This window comes from Sanguibacter sp. Z6_81 (assembly GCF_057180625.1).
The window spans coordinates 389,177-404,893 of record NZ_JBXUFV010000003.1 but is presented as its reverse complement, the minus strand read 5'-3'; the positions used below and the strand labels follow the sequence as shown (position 1 = coordinate 404,893).

The 15,717-nt window shown below is 72.4% G+C and carries 17 protein-coding genes; 1 reads left to right on the top strand and 16 read right to left on the bottom strand.

The genetic code is table 11. From position 1 onward, the window contains the following. Positions 1–280: 280 nt before the first annotated feature. Entirely contained in the window at positions 281–913 is a 633-nt protein-coding gene (locus AC2AXK_RS10280; RefSeq protein ID WP_484345270.1) for a M23 family metallopeptidase, read from the top strand. Between the two features lie 7 nt (positions 914–920). On the opposite strand, the gene whiG is transcribed toward AC2AXK_RS10280, so the two are convergent. From whiG to AC2AXK_RS10200, 16 genes are all read right to left on the bottom strand, one after another. Next, the gene (gene whiG, locus AC2AXK_RS10275) at positions 921–1,829 is read right to left on the bottom strand and encodes an RNA polymerase sigma factor WhiG (RefSeq protein ID WP_484345269.1); all 909 of its coding nucleotides are present in this window, start codon (positions 1,827–1,829) and stop codon (positions 921–923) included. Positions 1,830–1,846: 17 nt separating this feature from the next. Next, on the bottom strand, positions 1,847–2,779 hold the full coding sequence (locus AC2AXK_RS10270; protein WP_484345268.1) for a tyrosine recombinase XerC: 933 nt from the start codon (positions 2,777–2,779) through the stop codon (positions 1,847–1,849). Between the two features lie 171 nt (positions 2,780–2,950). Then, complete coding sequence (dprA, locus tag AC2AXK_RS10265) at positions 2,951–4,162, bottom strand: DNA-processing protein DprA (protein WP_484345267.1); 1,212 nt, start codon at positions 4,160–4,162, stop codon at positions 2,951–2,953. Further along, a complete protein-coding gene (locus AC2AXK_RS10260) occupies positions 4,159–5,697 on the bottom strand; it encodes a YifB family Mg chelatase-like AAA ATPase (protein ID WP_484345266.1) in 1,539 nt (512 codons plus the stop codon). Before AC2AXK_RS10260 ends, dprA begins: the two co-directional genes overlap by 4 nt. Beyond that, positions 5,697–6,059, bottom strand: a complete 363-nt coding sequence (locus AC2AXK_RS10255; RefSeq protein WP_484345265.1) for a YraN family protein — start codon at positions 6,057–6,059, stop codon at positions 5,697–5,699. The genes AC2AXK_RS10260 and AC2AXK_RS10255 overlap by 1 nt, the downstream gene beginning before the upstream one ends. A 169-nt stretch (positions 6,060–6,228) precedes the next feature. Next, positions 6,229–6,528, bottom strand: a complete 300-nt coding sequence (locus AC2AXK_RS10250) for a DUF2469 domain-containing protein (protein WP_484345264.1) — start codon at positions 6,526–6,528, stop codon at positions 6,229–6,231. A gap of 7 nt (positions 6,529–6,535) precedes the next feature. Further along, positions 6,536–7,276 carry a ribonuclease HII gene (locus AC2AXK_RS10245; RefSeq protein WP_484345263.1) on the bottom strand — a complete coding sequence of 247 codons (741 nt, stop codon included), beginning with the start codon at positions 7,274–7,276 and terminating at the stop codon, positions 6,536–6,538. After that, on the bottom strand, positions 7,273–7,980 hold the full coding sequence (gene lepB, locus AC2AXK_RS10240) for a signal peptidase I (RefSeq protein WP_484345262.1): 708 nt from the start codon (positions 7,978–7,980) through the stop codon (positions 7,273–7,275). The genes AC2AXK_RS10245 and lepB overlap by 4 nt, the downstream gene beginning before the upstream one ends. Positions 7,981–8,122: 142 nt before the next feature. Next, positions 8,123–8,482: a 50S ribosomal protein L19 gene (gene rplS / locus AC2AXK_RS10235; RefSeq protein WP_484345261.1), complete on the bottom strand. Its 360-nt coding sequence runs from the start codon at positions 8,480–8,482 to the stop codon at positions 8,123–8,125. A gap of 225 nt (positions 8,483–8,707) precedes the next feature. Next, a complete protein-coding gene (trmD, locus tag AC2AXK_RS10230; RefSeq protein WP_484345260.1) occupies positions 8,708–9,499 on the bottom strand; it encodes a tRNA (guanosine(37)-N1)-methyltransferase TrmD in 792 nt (263 codons plus the stop codon). A 1-nt stretch (position 9,500) separates the two neighbouring features. Then, complete coding sequence (gene rimM / locus AC2AXK_RS10225) at positions 9,501–10,109, bottom strand: ribosome maturation factor RimM (RefSeq protein WP_484345259.1); 609 nt, start codon at positions 10,107–10,109, stop codon at positions 9,501–9,503. 113 nt (positions 10,110–10,222) lie between these two features. Then, a complete protein-coding gene (locus AC2AXK_RS10220) occupies positions 10,223–10,462 on the bottom strand; it encodes an RNA-binding protein (protein WP_484345258.1) in 240 nt (79 codons plus the stop codon). After that, positions 10,462–10,896 carry a 30S ribosomal protein S16 gene (gene rpsP / locus AC2AXK_RS10215; RefSeq protein WP_484345257.1) on the bottom strand — a complete coding sequence of 145 codons (435 nt, stop codon included), beginning with the start codon at positions 10,894–10,896 and terminating at the stop codon, positions 10,462–10,464. Before rpsP ends, AC2AXK_RS10220 begins: the two co-directional genes overlap by 1 nt. A gap of 158 nt (positions 10,897–11,054) precedes the next feature. Further along, entirely contained in the window at positions 11,055–12,152 is a 1,098-nt protein-coding gene (locus AC2AXK_RS10210; protein ID WP_484345256.1) for an amidohydrolase family protein, read from the bottom strand. A 24-nt stretch (positions 12,153–12,176) separates the two neighbouring features. Next, positions 12,177–13,754 (bottom strand): signal recognition particle protein, encoded by a 1,578-nt coding sequence (gene ffh, locus AC2AXK_RS10205; RefSeq protein ID WP_484345255.1) that lies wholly within the window; start codon positions 13,752–13,754, stop codon positions 12,177–12,179. 52 nt (positions 13,755–13,806) lie between these two features. Beyond that, positions 13,807–15,663, bottom strand: coding sequence for a [protein-PII] uridylyltransferase (locus tag AC2AXK_RS10200; protein WP_484345254.1), 1,857 nt, complete (start codon positions 15,661–15,663; stop codon positions 13,807–13,809). Between the last annotated feature and the right edge of the window lie 54 nt (positions 15,664–15,717).

The following is a 15,717-nucleotide window of genomic DNA, read 5'->3' as shown; positions in this document are numbered from 1 at the left end:
TCGGTTGTCGACGCGCCCCGGTCGGAGCCCGTCCCTAGCACCACGGATGGCCACGCCGGGACGAACCCGGACCGTAGTGGCTGCGCCGGACGGCACGGAGGCCGTCGTCTGGTGCGTGAAGTCGACCAGCTGTCGTGCCGCTCATGCGAGATGAGGGCAGCACTGACGTACTGATCGCGTAGGTGAGTCTACCCGACGCCTGCACTGTGGACCGCCGTGCGCGTCCACATCCCCACTGCGCCCCGGTGCGGGGGACGACTCGCGGCAGGACGCTCACCTCATGCACCTCGACACCCGGCGCGCCGTGCCGCGGCGAACCCGTCCCTCAGCACTGCTCCTCGTGCTCGCGCTCGCGCTCGCGCAGGTCGCCACGAGCGGTGCGCCCGCCGGAGCAGCACGAGCCCGGGACGACCCCGCCACGGCCACGGGGCCGGCTCCGGCGTGGGACGAACCGCTCTACGCGCTCCCGATCGCCACCGGCGGCGGGAACGAACCCCCGGCACGCGCTGCTCTCCTGGCCTCAGGGCTGCTCCTGCGGGACTTCCACGCGCCCGAGGTCCGCTGGGCGGCCGGTCACCGGGGGGTGGATCTCGCGCACAGCCTGGACGGGGAGGTGCTCGCGCCCGCGGACGGCACGGTGACGTTCTCCGGGGTGGTCGTGGATCGTCCGCTCGTCGTCATCGCCCACCCGGACGGTCTGCGCTCGACGCTCGAGCCCGTCGTCTCGGGCCTCGTCCCCGGCGACGTCGTGGCGCGGGGCGAGGCCGTCGGCACGCTCGCCGATGCGAGCGGGAACCACTGCGCACCCGGAGCATGCCTGCACTGGGGCGTGCGCCGAGGCGACGACTATGTCGACCCCCTCGCACTGCTCGGTGTGCTGGAACCGATCATCCTGCTCCCCGACGCGCGGTGAGACGCGGTCAGGAGGTCTCGCTCGTCGTCAGCCGCGAGCGCAGCCGGAGCATCGCCGCCGTGTGCATCTGCGAGACCCTGGACTCGGTCACCCCGAGCACCCGCCCGATCTCCGCGAGCGTCATGCCCTCGTAGTAGTAGAGGACGACCATGATCTTCTCGCGCTCCCCGAGCTGGTCCATCGCCTGGGAGAGCAGGAACTTCGTCTCTTTGCTCTCGAACGTCCCTGCGGGGTCGTTCGACCGGGAGCGCTGGACGGTATCGAGGGCGCTGACCTGCTCCACGCGGTCGCCCGTCCCCACGACTTCGTCGAGCGCCACGAGGGCGACGGAGGCGACCTGGCTCTGGATCGCGTGCAGCTCGGTGGTCGCGATGCCGAGACGTGCGGCGAGCTCGTCGGGGCTGGGCGCACGGTGCAGCTCGTACTCGAGCTCGGCGTGCGCCTGGTCCACGGCCCGGGCCTTGCTCCGCACCGACCGCGGCACCCAGTCCGCGGCACGGAGCTCGTCGAGGATCGCGCCGCGGACACGCGTGTTCGCATATGTCTCGAACTTGATGTCCCGCGCCGGTTCGAACTTCTCGATCGCGTCGATGAGGCCGAACATCCCGTAGGAGACGAGGTCCGCGTGCTCGACCGAGCTCGGCAGCCGCATACCTACCCGCGACGCCACCGATGCGACGAGCGGCGCGTAGTGGAGGATGAGCTGCTCCCGCACCGCCGCCGTGGGCGACTGCTTGTACCGCGCCCAGACCTCGATGAGCTCGGCGGCGACCGCAGCACCGTCAGGGCTCTCGACGACCACCGGGGGCTCCGCCTGCGGCGTCTGGTCCAAGCGCGCGTGCAGCAACCCCGAACGCGCGGGCCGCCTGATCACGACGGTGGCAGCGGCGGTCGGTGCTGGGCTCGCTGTGGGCATGAGGGTCTCGTGGTCTTTCATGCTCGTGGGTGCGCCAACCGATAGGACGACTGCAGTCGCTCGGCGGACACGTGGGTGTAGCGCTGGGTCGTGGCGAGGGTGGCGTGCCCGAGGACCTCCTGGACGGTGCGCAGGTCGGAACCGCCCTCGAGGAGATGGGTCGCCGCGCTGTGGCGCAGGTCGTGGGGTGCGACGTCGTCGACCCCTGCGAGGGCCGACAGGCGGTGGACCGACTCGCGGACCTGACGTTGCCCCCACCGCTGGCCCCGTTGGCCGATGAAGAGCGCGTCCGTGGGCACCTTCCCGACGAGCGCCGGGCGCCCCGTCGAGAGCCACTGGTCGAGCGCGCCGGCGGCGGGAACACCGAACGGGACCATCCGCTCCTTGCTGCCCTTGCCCATGACTCGCACGGTGCGCTGCTCGAAGTCGACGTCAGCGATGTTCAGCTCGACGATCTCTCCGACCCGTGCCCCCGTGGCGTACAGCAGCTCGACGCAGGCCCAGATCCGCAGGTCTCCCGGTTGACCGCTGGCGGCGATGTCCCGCGCTGCGTCCATGAGCGTCGCAGCAGAGTTCACGGCGAGGACCGTGGGGAGGCTCCGGTGCAGGCGCGGGCTCGCGAGGCGCGCGGAGGGGTCCTCCGAGATGCGGGAGGTCCGCACGGCCCAGTCGAAGAACGTCCGGACGGCCGCGCCGCGTCGGGCCACGGTCGAGCGGGAGAGCTGGCGGGCGGACATCTCGGCGAGCCATCCCCGCAGCAGCGTGAGATCGACCTCCTCGAGCGAGGGGACTCCGCGGGCGACGGCGAAGGCGAGGAGCTGCTCGAGATCCGAGGTGTAGGCCCTGACCGTGTGCGCCGACAACCCGCGCTGGGCGGTCAGGTGCGAAGCAAAAGCCACAAGGACCTCGGGCTGCGTGCGGGTCCCGGGATCCCCCGTCGGCGAGTGCATGCCCTTACGGTGACGGGTGCCGGTCGAGGTTTCAAGGGTCCTTCGCGGCACCCGGGGAGCGGCTCGCCCGAATTCGTTCAGTTTGCAGCACAATCCTGGCGCCGAAGCGGACGGTAACAGGCAAAGTTCACCCATAGCACGGTTGTGCACATCTTGCTACCTGCAGCCTCGTCACGCTGCCGGAGCTCTGCGCCAGCCTCCGCTCTCTCGCACGGCGAGACCCGCCAGCTCGAGCCGCCCCAGGGCATCCATCCCCTCGGCGGGCGACACACCGGCAGCGCGCACGATCGCCCCGACGGGCGCGCCGCGTCGTACGGGGAGCGCATCGAAGACACGGCGACCGGCATCGTCGAGTCCGTCGTGAGCACGACGCGCGGCGGCGTCCCGCGCGTCCTCCCCCGCCCGCGCTCCCGCGCCGTCCGTCCCGAGCCCGCCAGCAAGCTCGAGCACCTCGTCCACGTCCGTCACGCACACGGCACGTCCCTCCCGCAGGAGCCGATGGCACCCGGCAGACGCCATGGAGGTCACCGGGCCGGGCACCGCACCGACCGGTCGCAGGAGCTCGAACGCCAGTCCCGCTGTGGCGAGCGACCCCGACCGCCATGCCGCCTCCACGACGACGGTGGCTGCCGCGGCCGCCGCGATGAGCCGGTTCCTCTTGAGAAACCGCACCCTGCTCGGCACCGACCCTGGCGGGACCTCGCTCACGACCGCTCCCCCGCGCTCGACGACAGCGCGCAGCAGGTCGGCGTTGCCCGCCGGGTACAGACGGTCGACACCGCCAGCCAGGAACGCCACCGTCGGGCCACCCACCGCGAGAGACGCACGATGGACCGCTGCGTCGATCCCGTAGGCGCCGCCCGAGACGGTCGTCACGCCCCGCGCCGCCAGCCCCGCGCTCATCTCGCCCGCGACGCGGTCGCCGTAGTCGGTGCTCGCTCGCGCGCCCACGACAGCCACCGCGCGGGCCAGGAGCCGTGCTGGATCGCCTGTGCCACGCACCCACAGGCACGGCGGGGCCGCGTCACCGAGCGCGTCGAGCTGGTGCGGCCAGGACGAGCTCCCGGGAACGACGAGACGTCCGCCGAGACGGTCCAGCACCCTCAGCTCGCGGTGCGGGTCGAGGCCGACCGTCCGCGGCAACCAGCGCGCGACCGCTCGGGCCATCCGCTGCCGCGCACGCTGGTCTCCCACACCGAGGTGGTCGGCAAGCCGCGCCACCCCGTGCGCGGGGTCCGAGGGGTCGACCGTGTGGAGCCAGGCGAGAGCCGGAATGGCCCCGACGGTCCGCAGGAGGGCACCTGCGACCTCGTCCCCGGGCTCCACGATCCTGCTCCATGCGGCGCGGGCCTCGAGCTCCTCGCTCGGTGGCCTCGTGGTCATGACCCCTGCCCACGGGTCCGCAGCGCGAGTGCGTGGCCGATGTTCTGACGAGCGGGAGCGTCCCGCCCCGCGAGGTCGGCCAAGGTCCACGCCACCCTGAGCACCCGATCGACGCCACGGAGGCTGAGCGCCCCGCGGTCGAGCGCTGCGTCAAGGTCGGCGAGCAGGCGCCGGTCGGGGCCCAGCCTGTCCCGGAGCCACGTCCCGGGCACCTCGCTGTTGGTTCCCCAGCGCGTCCCCGCCAGTCGCGCGCGGGCGGCCGCGCGTGCGGCGTGGACCCGTGCGGCCACCGTCGCGGTGCTCTCACCGCGGACGTCGCTCGCGACGTCGAGCCGCGTGACCGGGTGCACCTCGACCTGCAGGTCCACGCGATCGAGCAGCGGCCCGGAGAGGCGGGCGAAGTAGCGCCGCCGCGCGATCGGGCTGCACGTGCAGTCGAGGCCCTTGCCGATCGCCAGACCGCACGGGCACGGGTTCGCGGCGAGCAGCAGCTGGAAGCGCGCCGGATATCGGGCACTGCCTGCGGCCCGCTGGATGACGAGCTCACCCTGCTCGAGCGGTTGACGCAGGGTCTGCAGCACCCGCGGCGAGAACTCCGGGGCCTCGTCCATGAACAGCACCCCCCGGTGCGCCCGCGAGGCAGCACCGGGCCGCGGAAGGCCTGACCCTCCCCCGACGATCGCGGCCGGCGTGGCGGTGTGGTGCGGGTTCTCGAACGGTGGCCTCGCGAGCAGGCCTCGCGCCGGGTCGAACGTGCCGGCGACCGAGTGCACCGAGGTCACCTCGATCGCGTCCGCCTCCGTGAGGTCCGGGAGCAGGCCGGGCAGCCGCGCGGCGAGCATCGTCTTGCCCGTGCCGGGTGGCCCGACCATGAGCAGGTGGTGCCCGCCCGCGGCGGCGACCTCGAGCGCCGACCGTGCCGCGACCTGCCCGATGACGTCGCGCAGGTCGGGGACGGCAGCAGGCGGGGTCGGGACCACCTGCCGCCGTGCCTGCAGGGACGCGTCGGACGGGACCGGCACGTCCGCGCCGTACGCGTGCGCGAGCTCGGCGAGCGTCCCGACGCCGAGCACCTCCACCCCCGGTACGAGACGGGCTTCGGCCACGTCGGCGAGCGGGACGACGACCCGGCGCACCCCGGCCTTCACCGCAGCGACGACCGCCGGCAGCACGCCCCGGACCGAGTGCACCCGGCCGTCCAGCCCGAGCTCGCCCAGGTGCACGGCCCCCACCGGACGCGCCGGGTCCACGAGGCGGGCACCGGCGAGCATCGAGATGGCGATGGCGAGGTCGAACCCCGACCCTGCCTTCGGGAGCGCGGCCGGGGAGAGATTCACGGTGACCTTGCGCTGGGGCAGCACGAGGCCTGCCGAGGAGATCGCTGCCCGCACCCGGTCCCGCGACTCGGCCAGCGCGGCGTCCGGGAGACCGACGAGCGTGAAGCCCGGGACAGAGGCTGCCAGGTGCGCCTCGACGTCGACGACGTGCCCCTCGAGGCCGACAAGACAGACCGACAGGGCTCGCCCGAGCGACATCAGGACACCCCCCGCAGGTGTTCGACCGTGGCCGCACCGGACCGCGGCAGGACGACGGCGACGACGTCGATCCGCACCGAGGCAGCTCCCACGGCGTGCTCGCTGAGCCACTGCCCGGCCAGCCGACGCAACCGGGCGAGCTTCGCGGGCGTGACCGCCTCTGCCGGGTGGCCGAACCCCGTCCCACGGCGTGTCTTGACCTCGACGACGACAACCTCCGGGCCCTGCCGCGCGACGATGTCCAGCTCACCGCGGGTGCCGCGCCAGTTGCGGTCGAGCACCTCGTACCCCGCGTCGACGAGAAACCGCTCCGCGACCCTCTCTCCATGCTGGCCGACTGCGGCCCGTACGTTCGACGTCATGTCCCACCTCCGCCACGACTGTGCGACGCAGGAACGCGGACCGTCCCGGCCGCGACGGCACCCGGTGGACGCGGGCGGGGCGGGCCGTTCTGTGGAGGACATGCTGCCGCAGGGCAACGACTGGCTGGCCCAGCTCTTCAGTGACGGGGCACGAGAGACGCCACGCAGGTCAGAGGTCGAGCTCCGCCTGGACGAGCTCCTCGACATTGACGTCCTTGAACGTCACGACACGGACCGACTTGACGAAGCGCTTGGAGCGATAGACGTCCCAGACCCACGCGTCGGTGAGGCTCACCTCGAAGTACACCTCGCCCGCCGCGGACCGCACCTGGAGGTCGACCTTGTTGGCGAGGTAGAACCGTCGCTCGGTCTCGACGACGTACGCGAAGAGCCCGACGACGTCGCGGTACTCACGGTAGAGCGCGAGCTCCATGTCGGTCTCGTAGTTCTCCAGGTCTTCTGCGCTCACCCGACCATCATGGACCATCGGCGGCGACGAGGTCCGCCCGGTCCATCCCGGGCAGCCGCCAGCTCACCCGGTGCGCCGGGCTGGGACCGTGCACCGCGAGCGCATCGACGTGCCTGCTCGAGCCGTACCCCTTGTTGGAGTCCCACCCGTACACCGGGTGCAGCTCTGCAAGCCGCACCATGTGCGCGTCCCGGTCGCACTTGGCCACGACGCTCGCCGCCGCGACGGACGCGCAGCTGAGGTCGGCCTTGACCCGGGTGAGCACCCGTGGCTCGACATACCCCGGCGGGCAGCTCACCGGGGCAGCCAGCAGGTCGAGGAGGTCGGCCTGCGGCTCGGTGAGCCAGTCGTGGGACCCGTCGAGCAGAACGGTATCGACGACGGGCACGGTCCGCGAAAGCTCCACGAGGGCGCGTTGGCCTGCCAGACGGAGGGCGCGGATGATGCCGAGCTCGTCGATCTCCGCGGGCGTGGCGGAGCCCACGGCAGAGCCGAGCGCCCACCTCGTGATGAGGGGCACGTACTGGGCCCGGGCGCGTGGCGTGAGGACCTTGGAGTCCGTGAGGCCCTGGGGGCACCGCCCGGTCGCTGCTCCGACCGCGCAGACGCCGACGGTGACGGGGCCGGCGAGCGCACCGCGCCCGACCTCGTCCATGCCGACGACGACCCGGGCGCCCTCCGCGAGCAGGACGCGCTCGTGGGTGAGGTCCGCCGAGCGGCGCAGCGGGACGCGAGGGCGGCTCGTCACGGTTCCGGGACGTCCGCGAAGGTCTCACCGGGGTTGCGCAGCCATCCCCACCGGTCGGGGGGCCACACGGTGACGAAGGCCGTGCCGACGACGTTGTCGACGGGGACGAAACCACCACCGGGGCTTGCGGCGTTGTAGCGGGAGTCCGTCGAGTGGGCCCGGTTGTCCCCCATCACCCAGAGGAAGCCGTCGGGGACGGTCTCGTCGAACTCCACGACCGAGGGGTCCGAGCCTGGCTTGAGGTAGGGCTCGTCGATCGGCTCACCGTTCACGGACACGCGCCCCTCGGCGTCGCAGCACACGACGTGGTCACCCCCGAGCGCGATGACACGCTTCACGAGGTGCTCGCCCGCATCCTGCGGAAGGAGCCCGATGAAGGTGAGGGCGTCCGTGACGCCCTGCTGCAGGGGTGTGCGCTCCGGCTGGACCGTGCCGCTGAGCCACGTCCCCGGATCCTTGAAGACGACGATGTCGCCGCGGTGGATGTCGAACACCCCCGGCACCATCTTCGACACGAGGATGCGGTCGCCCTCGAGGAGGGTGTCCTCCATCGAGCCGCTGGGGATGTAGAACGCCTGGACGAAGAAGGACTTGATGATCCAGGACAGCACCAGAGCACTGCCGAGGATGATCACCGTCTCCTTGAGGACCGACCCGCGTCGGGAACGGGGGCGCTTGTCGGTGTCGTCGGCGTCGCGTGTCACCCGCCTACTGTGCCACCTCGACCAGTGTTCACCCGAATGCGCTGCGAGAACGACGACGGGCGGCCACCCCGGAGGGTGACCGCCCGTCGTCGCGGAGCAGTGGTGCCGGCCCGACCGCGAGGTCAGCGCCCGGCAGCGCCGATCACTTCGCGGGAGCGAAGTCCCGCTTCTCCTTGATCTTCGCCTTCTTGCCGCGCAGCTTGCGCAGGTAGTACAGCTTGGCGCGACGCACGTCACCACGGGTGATGACCTCGACGGACTCGATGGTCGGCGCGTTGAGGGGGAACGTGCGCTCCACCCCGACGCCGAAGCTGATCTTCCGGACGGTGAACGTCTCGCGGACGCCGCCGCCGACGCGAGCGATGACGACGCCCTGGAACGCCTGGACGCGAGAGCGGGTGCCCTCGACGACCTTGACGTTGACCTTGACGGTGTCACCGGCGCGGAAGGCCGGGATGTCGTGGCGCAGCGATGCTGCGTCGACGCTGTCGAGAGTATGCATGTCGTTCTCCCCGTCCTGCCACAGGTCAGGCACGTATCGTGGGCACGCGCGGCTCGCACCGCGCGGTCCAGTCCAGTTCAGAAGGTGGTGCGACATCCTGCGGGAGCCGCAGGACGACATCGCCGTGTTGGACGCCCCTGTGGCAGAGTCCGGTCCAGCGCACACCAATGACCTATCTTGCCACACGAGCAGGGAGCCGCTGCACGCCGGCCCGACCGGTCTGCGTCAGGCGCTGGCGGTCTCCGGCGGTCTGGGATGGCCCGTCGCCCCCACGGACCACCCGTGGGCTGCGAGCACTGCGCGGTCGCCCGCGTCGAGGGCCTCCGCGTCGAGCGCCAGCACGAGGTCCGGACGCCGCGCCAGGGTGCGCTCCAGCGACTGGTCGCGTCGCCACCGGACGATGCGCGCGTGGTGACCGCTGAGCAGGACGTCCGGCACCCGGTGACCCATCCATTCAGCCGGCTTCGTGTAGACGGGATACTCGAGCAGCCCGGCCTCCCCGTGCGACTCCTCGACGAGAGACCCTGGGTTGCCGATGACGCCCGGGAGCAGGCGCGCGACCGCCTCGATCATGACCATCGACGCCACCTCGCCCCCGTTGAGGACGTAGTCACCGATCGACAGCTCGCGCACGTCGCCGCCCGACGAGCGATGGCGCTCGACGACACGCGCGTCGATGCCCTCGTAGCGCCCGCAGGCGAAGACGAGCTGGGACGCGCCTGCCAGCTCGTGCGCGGTGCGTTGCGTGAACGACTCCCCCGACGGCGTCGGGACGACGAGGGTGCCGTCCGGTCGCAGCACCTCGTCGAGCGCGGCACCCCACACGTCGGGCCGCATGACCATGCCTGCGCCGCCGCCGAAGGGCGTGTCGTCGACCGTACGGTGCCGGTCGCTCGTCCAGCCCCGCAGGTCGTGCACCCCGAGCTCGAGCAGGCCCGAGGCCACTGCCTTGCCCACGAGCGACAGCCGCAGCGGCTCGAGGTAGTCCGGGAAGATGGAGACGACGTCGATCCGCATGTCAGCGATCGCCGTCCGGCTGCACGCCAGGTGCCCCGGCGTCCTCGTCGTCCGGCTCGGGCCGATCGGAGCTGTCGCCCGCCGGCAGCGCGACGTCCAGGTTCGCGGCGTCACGTGCGAGCAGCCCGCCGGGCGGGTCGAGGACGACCCTGCCACCGGGGACGTCGACGACGGGGACCATGGCGCGGACGAAGGGGACGAGCGTGCGCGTGCCGTCCGTCTCGAGCAGCACGAGGACGTCGTGCGCGGGCATGTGCTCCAGGCCGCTGATCGTGCCCACCACGGTCCCGTCGACGAGCTCCGCGCGCAGGCCGGCCAGCTCGTGGGGGTACCAGGCGTCCTCCTCCTCGGAGGCGTCCACGTCGACGACGAGCTCGATCCCGCGCGAGGCCTCGGCAGCGGTCCGGTCCGCGATCTCGGCGAAGTACACGTGCCACCGGCCGTTCTGGATCCGCGTCCCGGTGACGGTGAGGGGACCCGCGGACGCGGGGACGGTGCGCAGCACGGCCCCGACCGCGAGCCGGGTCTCGGGGTCGTCCGTGTGCAGGTCCAGCGCGACCTCGCCGCGCAGCCCGTGCGCGCGGCCGATCTTCGCGACCGTGAGTTCCATGGGTGCTCCTCCTGCAACGACCTCGTCCGAGGTCTGGTGACAACGCACCGGGGCCCGCCCACCTCACGGTGGCCGGGCCCCGGGCCATGCTGGTCGTACGTGTGCCGGTGCGCTCAGCGGCGGTCGATGTCGACGACGTCCACCCGCACGGGCGTGTCACCGGCGAGCGCGCCGGTCACCGTCCGCAGCGCGCGCGCCGTCCGACCGCCGCGACCGATCACCCGACCGAGGTCGTCGGGGTGCACCCGGACCTCGAGGAGCTCGCCACGGCGCAGGGCCTTGGCGTTCACCTGCACGTCATCGGGGTTGTCCACGATGCCGCGCACCAGGTGCTCGAGCGCGTCGGCGAGCATCAGGCCTGCTCGTCCGCGGGAGCGTCAGCGGCGGGGGCGCTCGCTGCAGCGGCAGCCTTTGCCTCGGACGCCTTCGCCTTGACCTTCTCGGCGTCGGCGGCAGCCGTCGCGACGGCCTCGGCGACAGCCTCGGCGCTCGGCGCGGCCTTCACGCGCAGGGTGCCCTCCGCGCCGGGGAGGCCCTTGAACTTCTGCCAGTCACCGGTGACCTTGAGCAGCGCGAGGACCTGCTCGGTGGGCTGGGCGCCCACGCTGAGCCAGTACTGCGCACGCTCGGAGGTGATCTCGATGAGCGAGGGCTCCTCGGTCGGGTGGTACTTGCCGATCTCCTCGATGACGCGGCCGTCACGCTTGGTGCGGGAGTCGGCGACGACGACGCGGTAGTACGGTGCTCGGATCTTGCCGAGACGCTTCAGACGGATCTTGGTGGCCACAGTGGTGGTCTCTCCTGCTTCTGGGGATGTGGTGAACCGTGCACCTCCCGGCGGGGTGCGGGGGGTCCGTGGTTCGAAACGCGGCTACGCACGGAGAGAGGGGCCGGGCATGCCGAGTACAGCGGACCATTATGCCAGATCCACGAGGCCCGCTCCACCTACGTTCGCGGGTGGATCTCACCGCGCAGGACGACCGCCGACGGCGCCGCCAGGACGCCGATGTCCGCCCGGGGATCCTCGGCGTAGAGCACGAGGTCTGCCGGCGAACCGTCGCCGAGCCCGCCGACCCCGAGATACTGCCGGGAGCGCCAGCTGGCCGCCGCGACGACGTCCGCTGCTGGTATCCCCGCGCGCACGAGCTCCGCACACTCGGCGGCGATCCGACCATGCGCGATCGTGCCTCCCGCGTCCGTCCCCACGAGAAGACGGACGCCCGCGTCGTGCATGTCCCGCACCTGCTCGTACCTGCGCCGATGCATCGCGCGCATGCGCGCTGCGAACACGGGGTACCGGGCGTCCGCCTGCCGGGCGATCTGCTCGAACTGGCTGATCTGCAGGAGGGTCGGCGTCACGGCCACCTGCCGCCGGGCCACCTCGTCGATCTGCTCGGGTGTCAACCCGGTGCCGTGCTCGAGGCAGTCGATCCCCGCCCCGAGCAACCCGGGTACGGCCTCTGCCGAGAACGTGTGAGCGGTCACCCGGGCTCCGGCGCGGTGCGCCGCCGCGACAGCGTCGTGCACGACGTCGTCCGGCCAAAGCGGAGCGAGGTCCCCGAGGTCCCGGTCGATCCAGTCGGCGACGATCTTCACCCAACCGTCCCCGCGGGCGGCTTCCTCGGCGGCGGACGCGGTGAGCTCCCGCACGTCGTCGAGCTCCCGCGCGAAGCCACGGATGTACCGCTTGGGCCGTGCGAGGTGCCGTCCAGCCCGGACGATCCGCGGGAGGTCCGGGCGCCGGGCGATCCATCCGGTGTCGACGGGCGAGCCGGCGTCGCGGATGAGCAGGACGCCACTGTCCCGGTCGGCTCGCGCCTGCTGCTCGGCGACCGCCGGGCCGACCCCGCCGTCCGGGCCGAGACCCACGTGGCAGTGCACGTCGACAAGACCGGGGAAGGCGAAGCCCTCCAGGTGCAGGACGTCCCCGCTCAGTCCGGTCGGCGGCGTGAGGCGGACGTGCCCGTCCTCGACCCAGAGGTCCCCGACCTCCTGGTCCTCCCCGAGCACGACGACGCCGCGCACGTGGATCACCTGGGGCATCGCGTACCTCGCCCGGCCCGACCGTCAGCGACCGAGGAACTTCTCGAGACCTGCGGGGATCTCGAGCGGAGCGTCCGGCTGGCCGCTCTGCCCGATGCCGAAGGCCGAGCCGGGGGCGGTCGGAGCTGTCCCGGCCGCGGCTGCGCGCTGCTCAGCAGCGCGCTTCGCCGGGTTGCCGGACTTGCTCTTCTTGCCACGGACCTGCTGCGCCTGCTGACGACCGCGCGACTTCTTGCCGCCCATGCCGGGGAGGTTCCCCATACCGGGGACCGCCATGCCGCCGCCGCGGGACATCTGCCGCATCATCTTCTGCGCGCCGGCGAACCGCTCGAGCAGCTGGTTCACATCCGTGGTCGTCACCCCGGAACCCCGGGCGATGCGCGCGCGGCGCGACCCGTTGATGATCTTGGGCGTCTCGCGCTCGGCGGGGGTCATCGACCGGATGATCGCCTCGATGCGGTCGACCTCGCGCTCGTCGAAGTTCTCGAGAGCCTCGCGCATCTGCCCCATGCCGGGCAGCATCCCGAGCATCTTCTTCATCGAGCCCATCTTGCGCATCTGCTGCATCTGGACGAGGAAGTCGGCGAGCGTGAAGTCCGTGCCCGCGGCGACCTTGGCCGCCATGGCCTCGGCCTCGCCCGCGTCGAAGGCCTGCTCCGCCTGCTCGATGAGGGTGAGGATGTCACCCATGTCGAGGATGCGGGACGCCATCCGGTCCGGGTGGAACGCTTCGAAGTCGGTGAGCTTCTCACCCGTGGACGCGAAGAGGATGGGCTGCCCGGTGACTCTCGCCACCGACAGGGCTGCACCACCTCGGGCGTCTCCGTCGAGCTTGGACAGCACGACGCCGGTGAAGCTCACCCCGTCCGCGAACGCCTGGGCCGTCGCGACCGCGTCCTGACCGATCATCGCGTCGATGACGAAGAGGATCTCGTCGGGGTTCGTCGCGTCCCGGATGTCCGCGGCCTGCTGCATGAGCTCAGCGTCGACACCGAGGCGACCCGCGGTGTCGATGATGACGACGTCGTGCTGCCGCGAGCGTGCCGTCTCGACGCCGGCGCTCGCGACCGCCACCGGGTCGCCGCGGGGTGTCTCGTCCTCACCGGCGACCCCGGGGTGCGGGGCGTAGACGGGGACGCCCGCGCGCTCGCCCACGACCTTGAGCTGGGTGACGGCGTTCGGACGCTGGAGGTCAGCGGCGACGAGCAGCGGGGTGTGCCCCTGCGTCCGCAGGCTCAGCGCGAGCTTCCCGGCGAGCGTCGTCTTCCCGGCACCCTGGAGGCCGGCGAGCATGATCACCGTCGGGGGGTTCTTGGAGAACCGCAGGCCACGGCTCTCGCCGCCGAGGATCGCGACGAGCTCCTCGTTGACGATCTTGACGACCTGCTGCGCGGGGTTGAGCGCCCCGGAGACCTCCGCGGACAACGCTCGCTCACGCACGGTCCCGGTGAACTCGCGGACGACGGGGACGGCGACGTCCGCGTCGAGGAGCGCGCGCCGGATCTCCCGCACGGTCGCGTCGATGTCCGCCTCGGACAGACGTCCCTTGGTCCGGAGGTTCTTGAAGGTCGATGTCAGGCGGTCGGACAGAGTGGCGAACACCGTTGCAATCCTCACCGTTCGCTGGATATGGCCAAGAGCCAAGACTACCGGCTCACTCCTCGGGCGTGGCGCCCCGGCCGTCCCCCGGCCCCACGTCCAGCGCCTCCGCGTCCCCGAGGGTCCGCCGCGTGCGTTCGACGAGGTCGTCGACGAGCCGCGCACGCCACGCTGTCCAGGCCGTCGGTCCGAGCGACGACGAGTCGGCTTCGGTCAGGGCACGCAGCACGTCGAGCAGGTCCGCGCGGTGGTCGACGGCTGCGGCGAGCTCGGCGACGGTCGCCGGGTCGTTCGGGTCGCTGCTCACCGCGAGCCGCGACAGGGTCAGGTGGTGGGCGACCATCCGCGCGACGTCGGCGATGACGTCCTCCGCGAAGCCCATCCGCCCCAGGATCGCCGGGACGAGACCCGCGCCGGTGACGGAGTGGTCCTGCGCGCCGGCGCGCTTGCCGATGTCGTGCAGGAACGCTGACAGCAGGAGGACGTCGCCGCGAGCCACCGCCTTGCGGGGGACGAGCGAGACCGCCTCGATGAGGTGTCGGTCGACGGTGTGCCGGTGGATGGCGGCCCGCTGCGGCCGGTTCCGCACACCGGCCCACTCGGGGATCCAGGACGTGACGACGCCGGCCAGGTCGAGCGCCTCCCACACGGGGATCTGTGCCTGACCGGAGCCGAGCACGGTGAGCAGCGCAGCCCGGGCCGCGCGCGGCCACGGCTCAGGCAGTGGCGGGCACTGCGCGAGGCTCGCCACGGACACCGGTGAGATCGTCAGACCGGTGCGCGCTGCCGTCGCGGCGGCCCGCAGCGCGAGCATGGGGTCCGTCGTCGGGTCGGTCGCGACGGCGAGCACGAGCTCGCCGTCGTGCTCGACGAGCCCGTCCCCCACGGGACGCAGGCGGGGAGCCGCCCGTCGGCCGCGGATCATGAAGGGGCGCGCCGCGGCCAACGGGCGTTGCAGTGCCTGGCGTGCACGGCGCACGGTCGTGTCCAGCCCGTAGGAGATCTCCCGGCCTGCCTCGGCGAGACTCGCGAGGAAGTCGTCGGGGTCGTCGTACCCGCAGCGCGCGGCGACCTCGTCGAGGTCCGCGAGCACGAGGCGGTTCGTGTGGCGTCGCGTCGCGAGCTGGAGCGCGTCGCGCGCGTCGAGCAGGTGCGCGTAGGCCCGGTCGACGGCCCCGTGGGGGCGGTCGGTCAGCCAGGTCGCGGCGAGTGCTCCGAGGACGACCGCATCGCGGATGCCGCCTCGTGCCTCCTTGAGATCCGGCTCGACGAGGTAGGCGAGCTCCCCGTGCCGGTCTGCTCGCGCACGGGTCGATGCGAGAAGCTCGGGCAGGCGCCGTCGCGCGGCGGAACGCCAGTCGGACAGCACGGCGGAGGTGGCCCGGTGCACGACGACGGTGTCTCCCGCGATCGGCCGCACGTCCAGCATGCCGACCGCCGCGGGAAGGTCCTTCGACGCCACCTGTCGGCACTGCGCGAGCGACCTCACCGAGTGGTCGAGGTCGAGGCCGGAGTCCCAGATCGGGTACCAGAGCCGGTCTGCGAGCGCGGACAGCTGTTCTGCGGAGTGCGTCCGCCCGTCGTGCACGAGCACGAGGTCGAGGTCGCTCATCGGCCCCAGGTCTCCGCGTCCGAGGCTCCCGACGGCCGCCAGCGCGACACCGCTCGGGTCGAGGTCCGCGGCGGCGTCCTGCCACAGCTCGGCGAGCCTGCCGGTGACGAGGTCCACGAGCGACTCCCGCCGTGCACGTCCCAGCTCGGACGTCCCTGCTCCTGCTGCACCGACCCGGTTGAACCGCTCCGCGACGGCGAGCCGCTCGGTCCGCAGGTCCCGCACCCCCCGTGCTGCTCCCGGCGCTCCGGGGGAACCGGGGTCCGCCTGCGCGCCGTGTCCCTGCACCTGCTCCGTCATCCTGTCGCCCCCTGACGTGCTCCCCGGCCGGGGAGCGCAAGACGGACCGGCCGA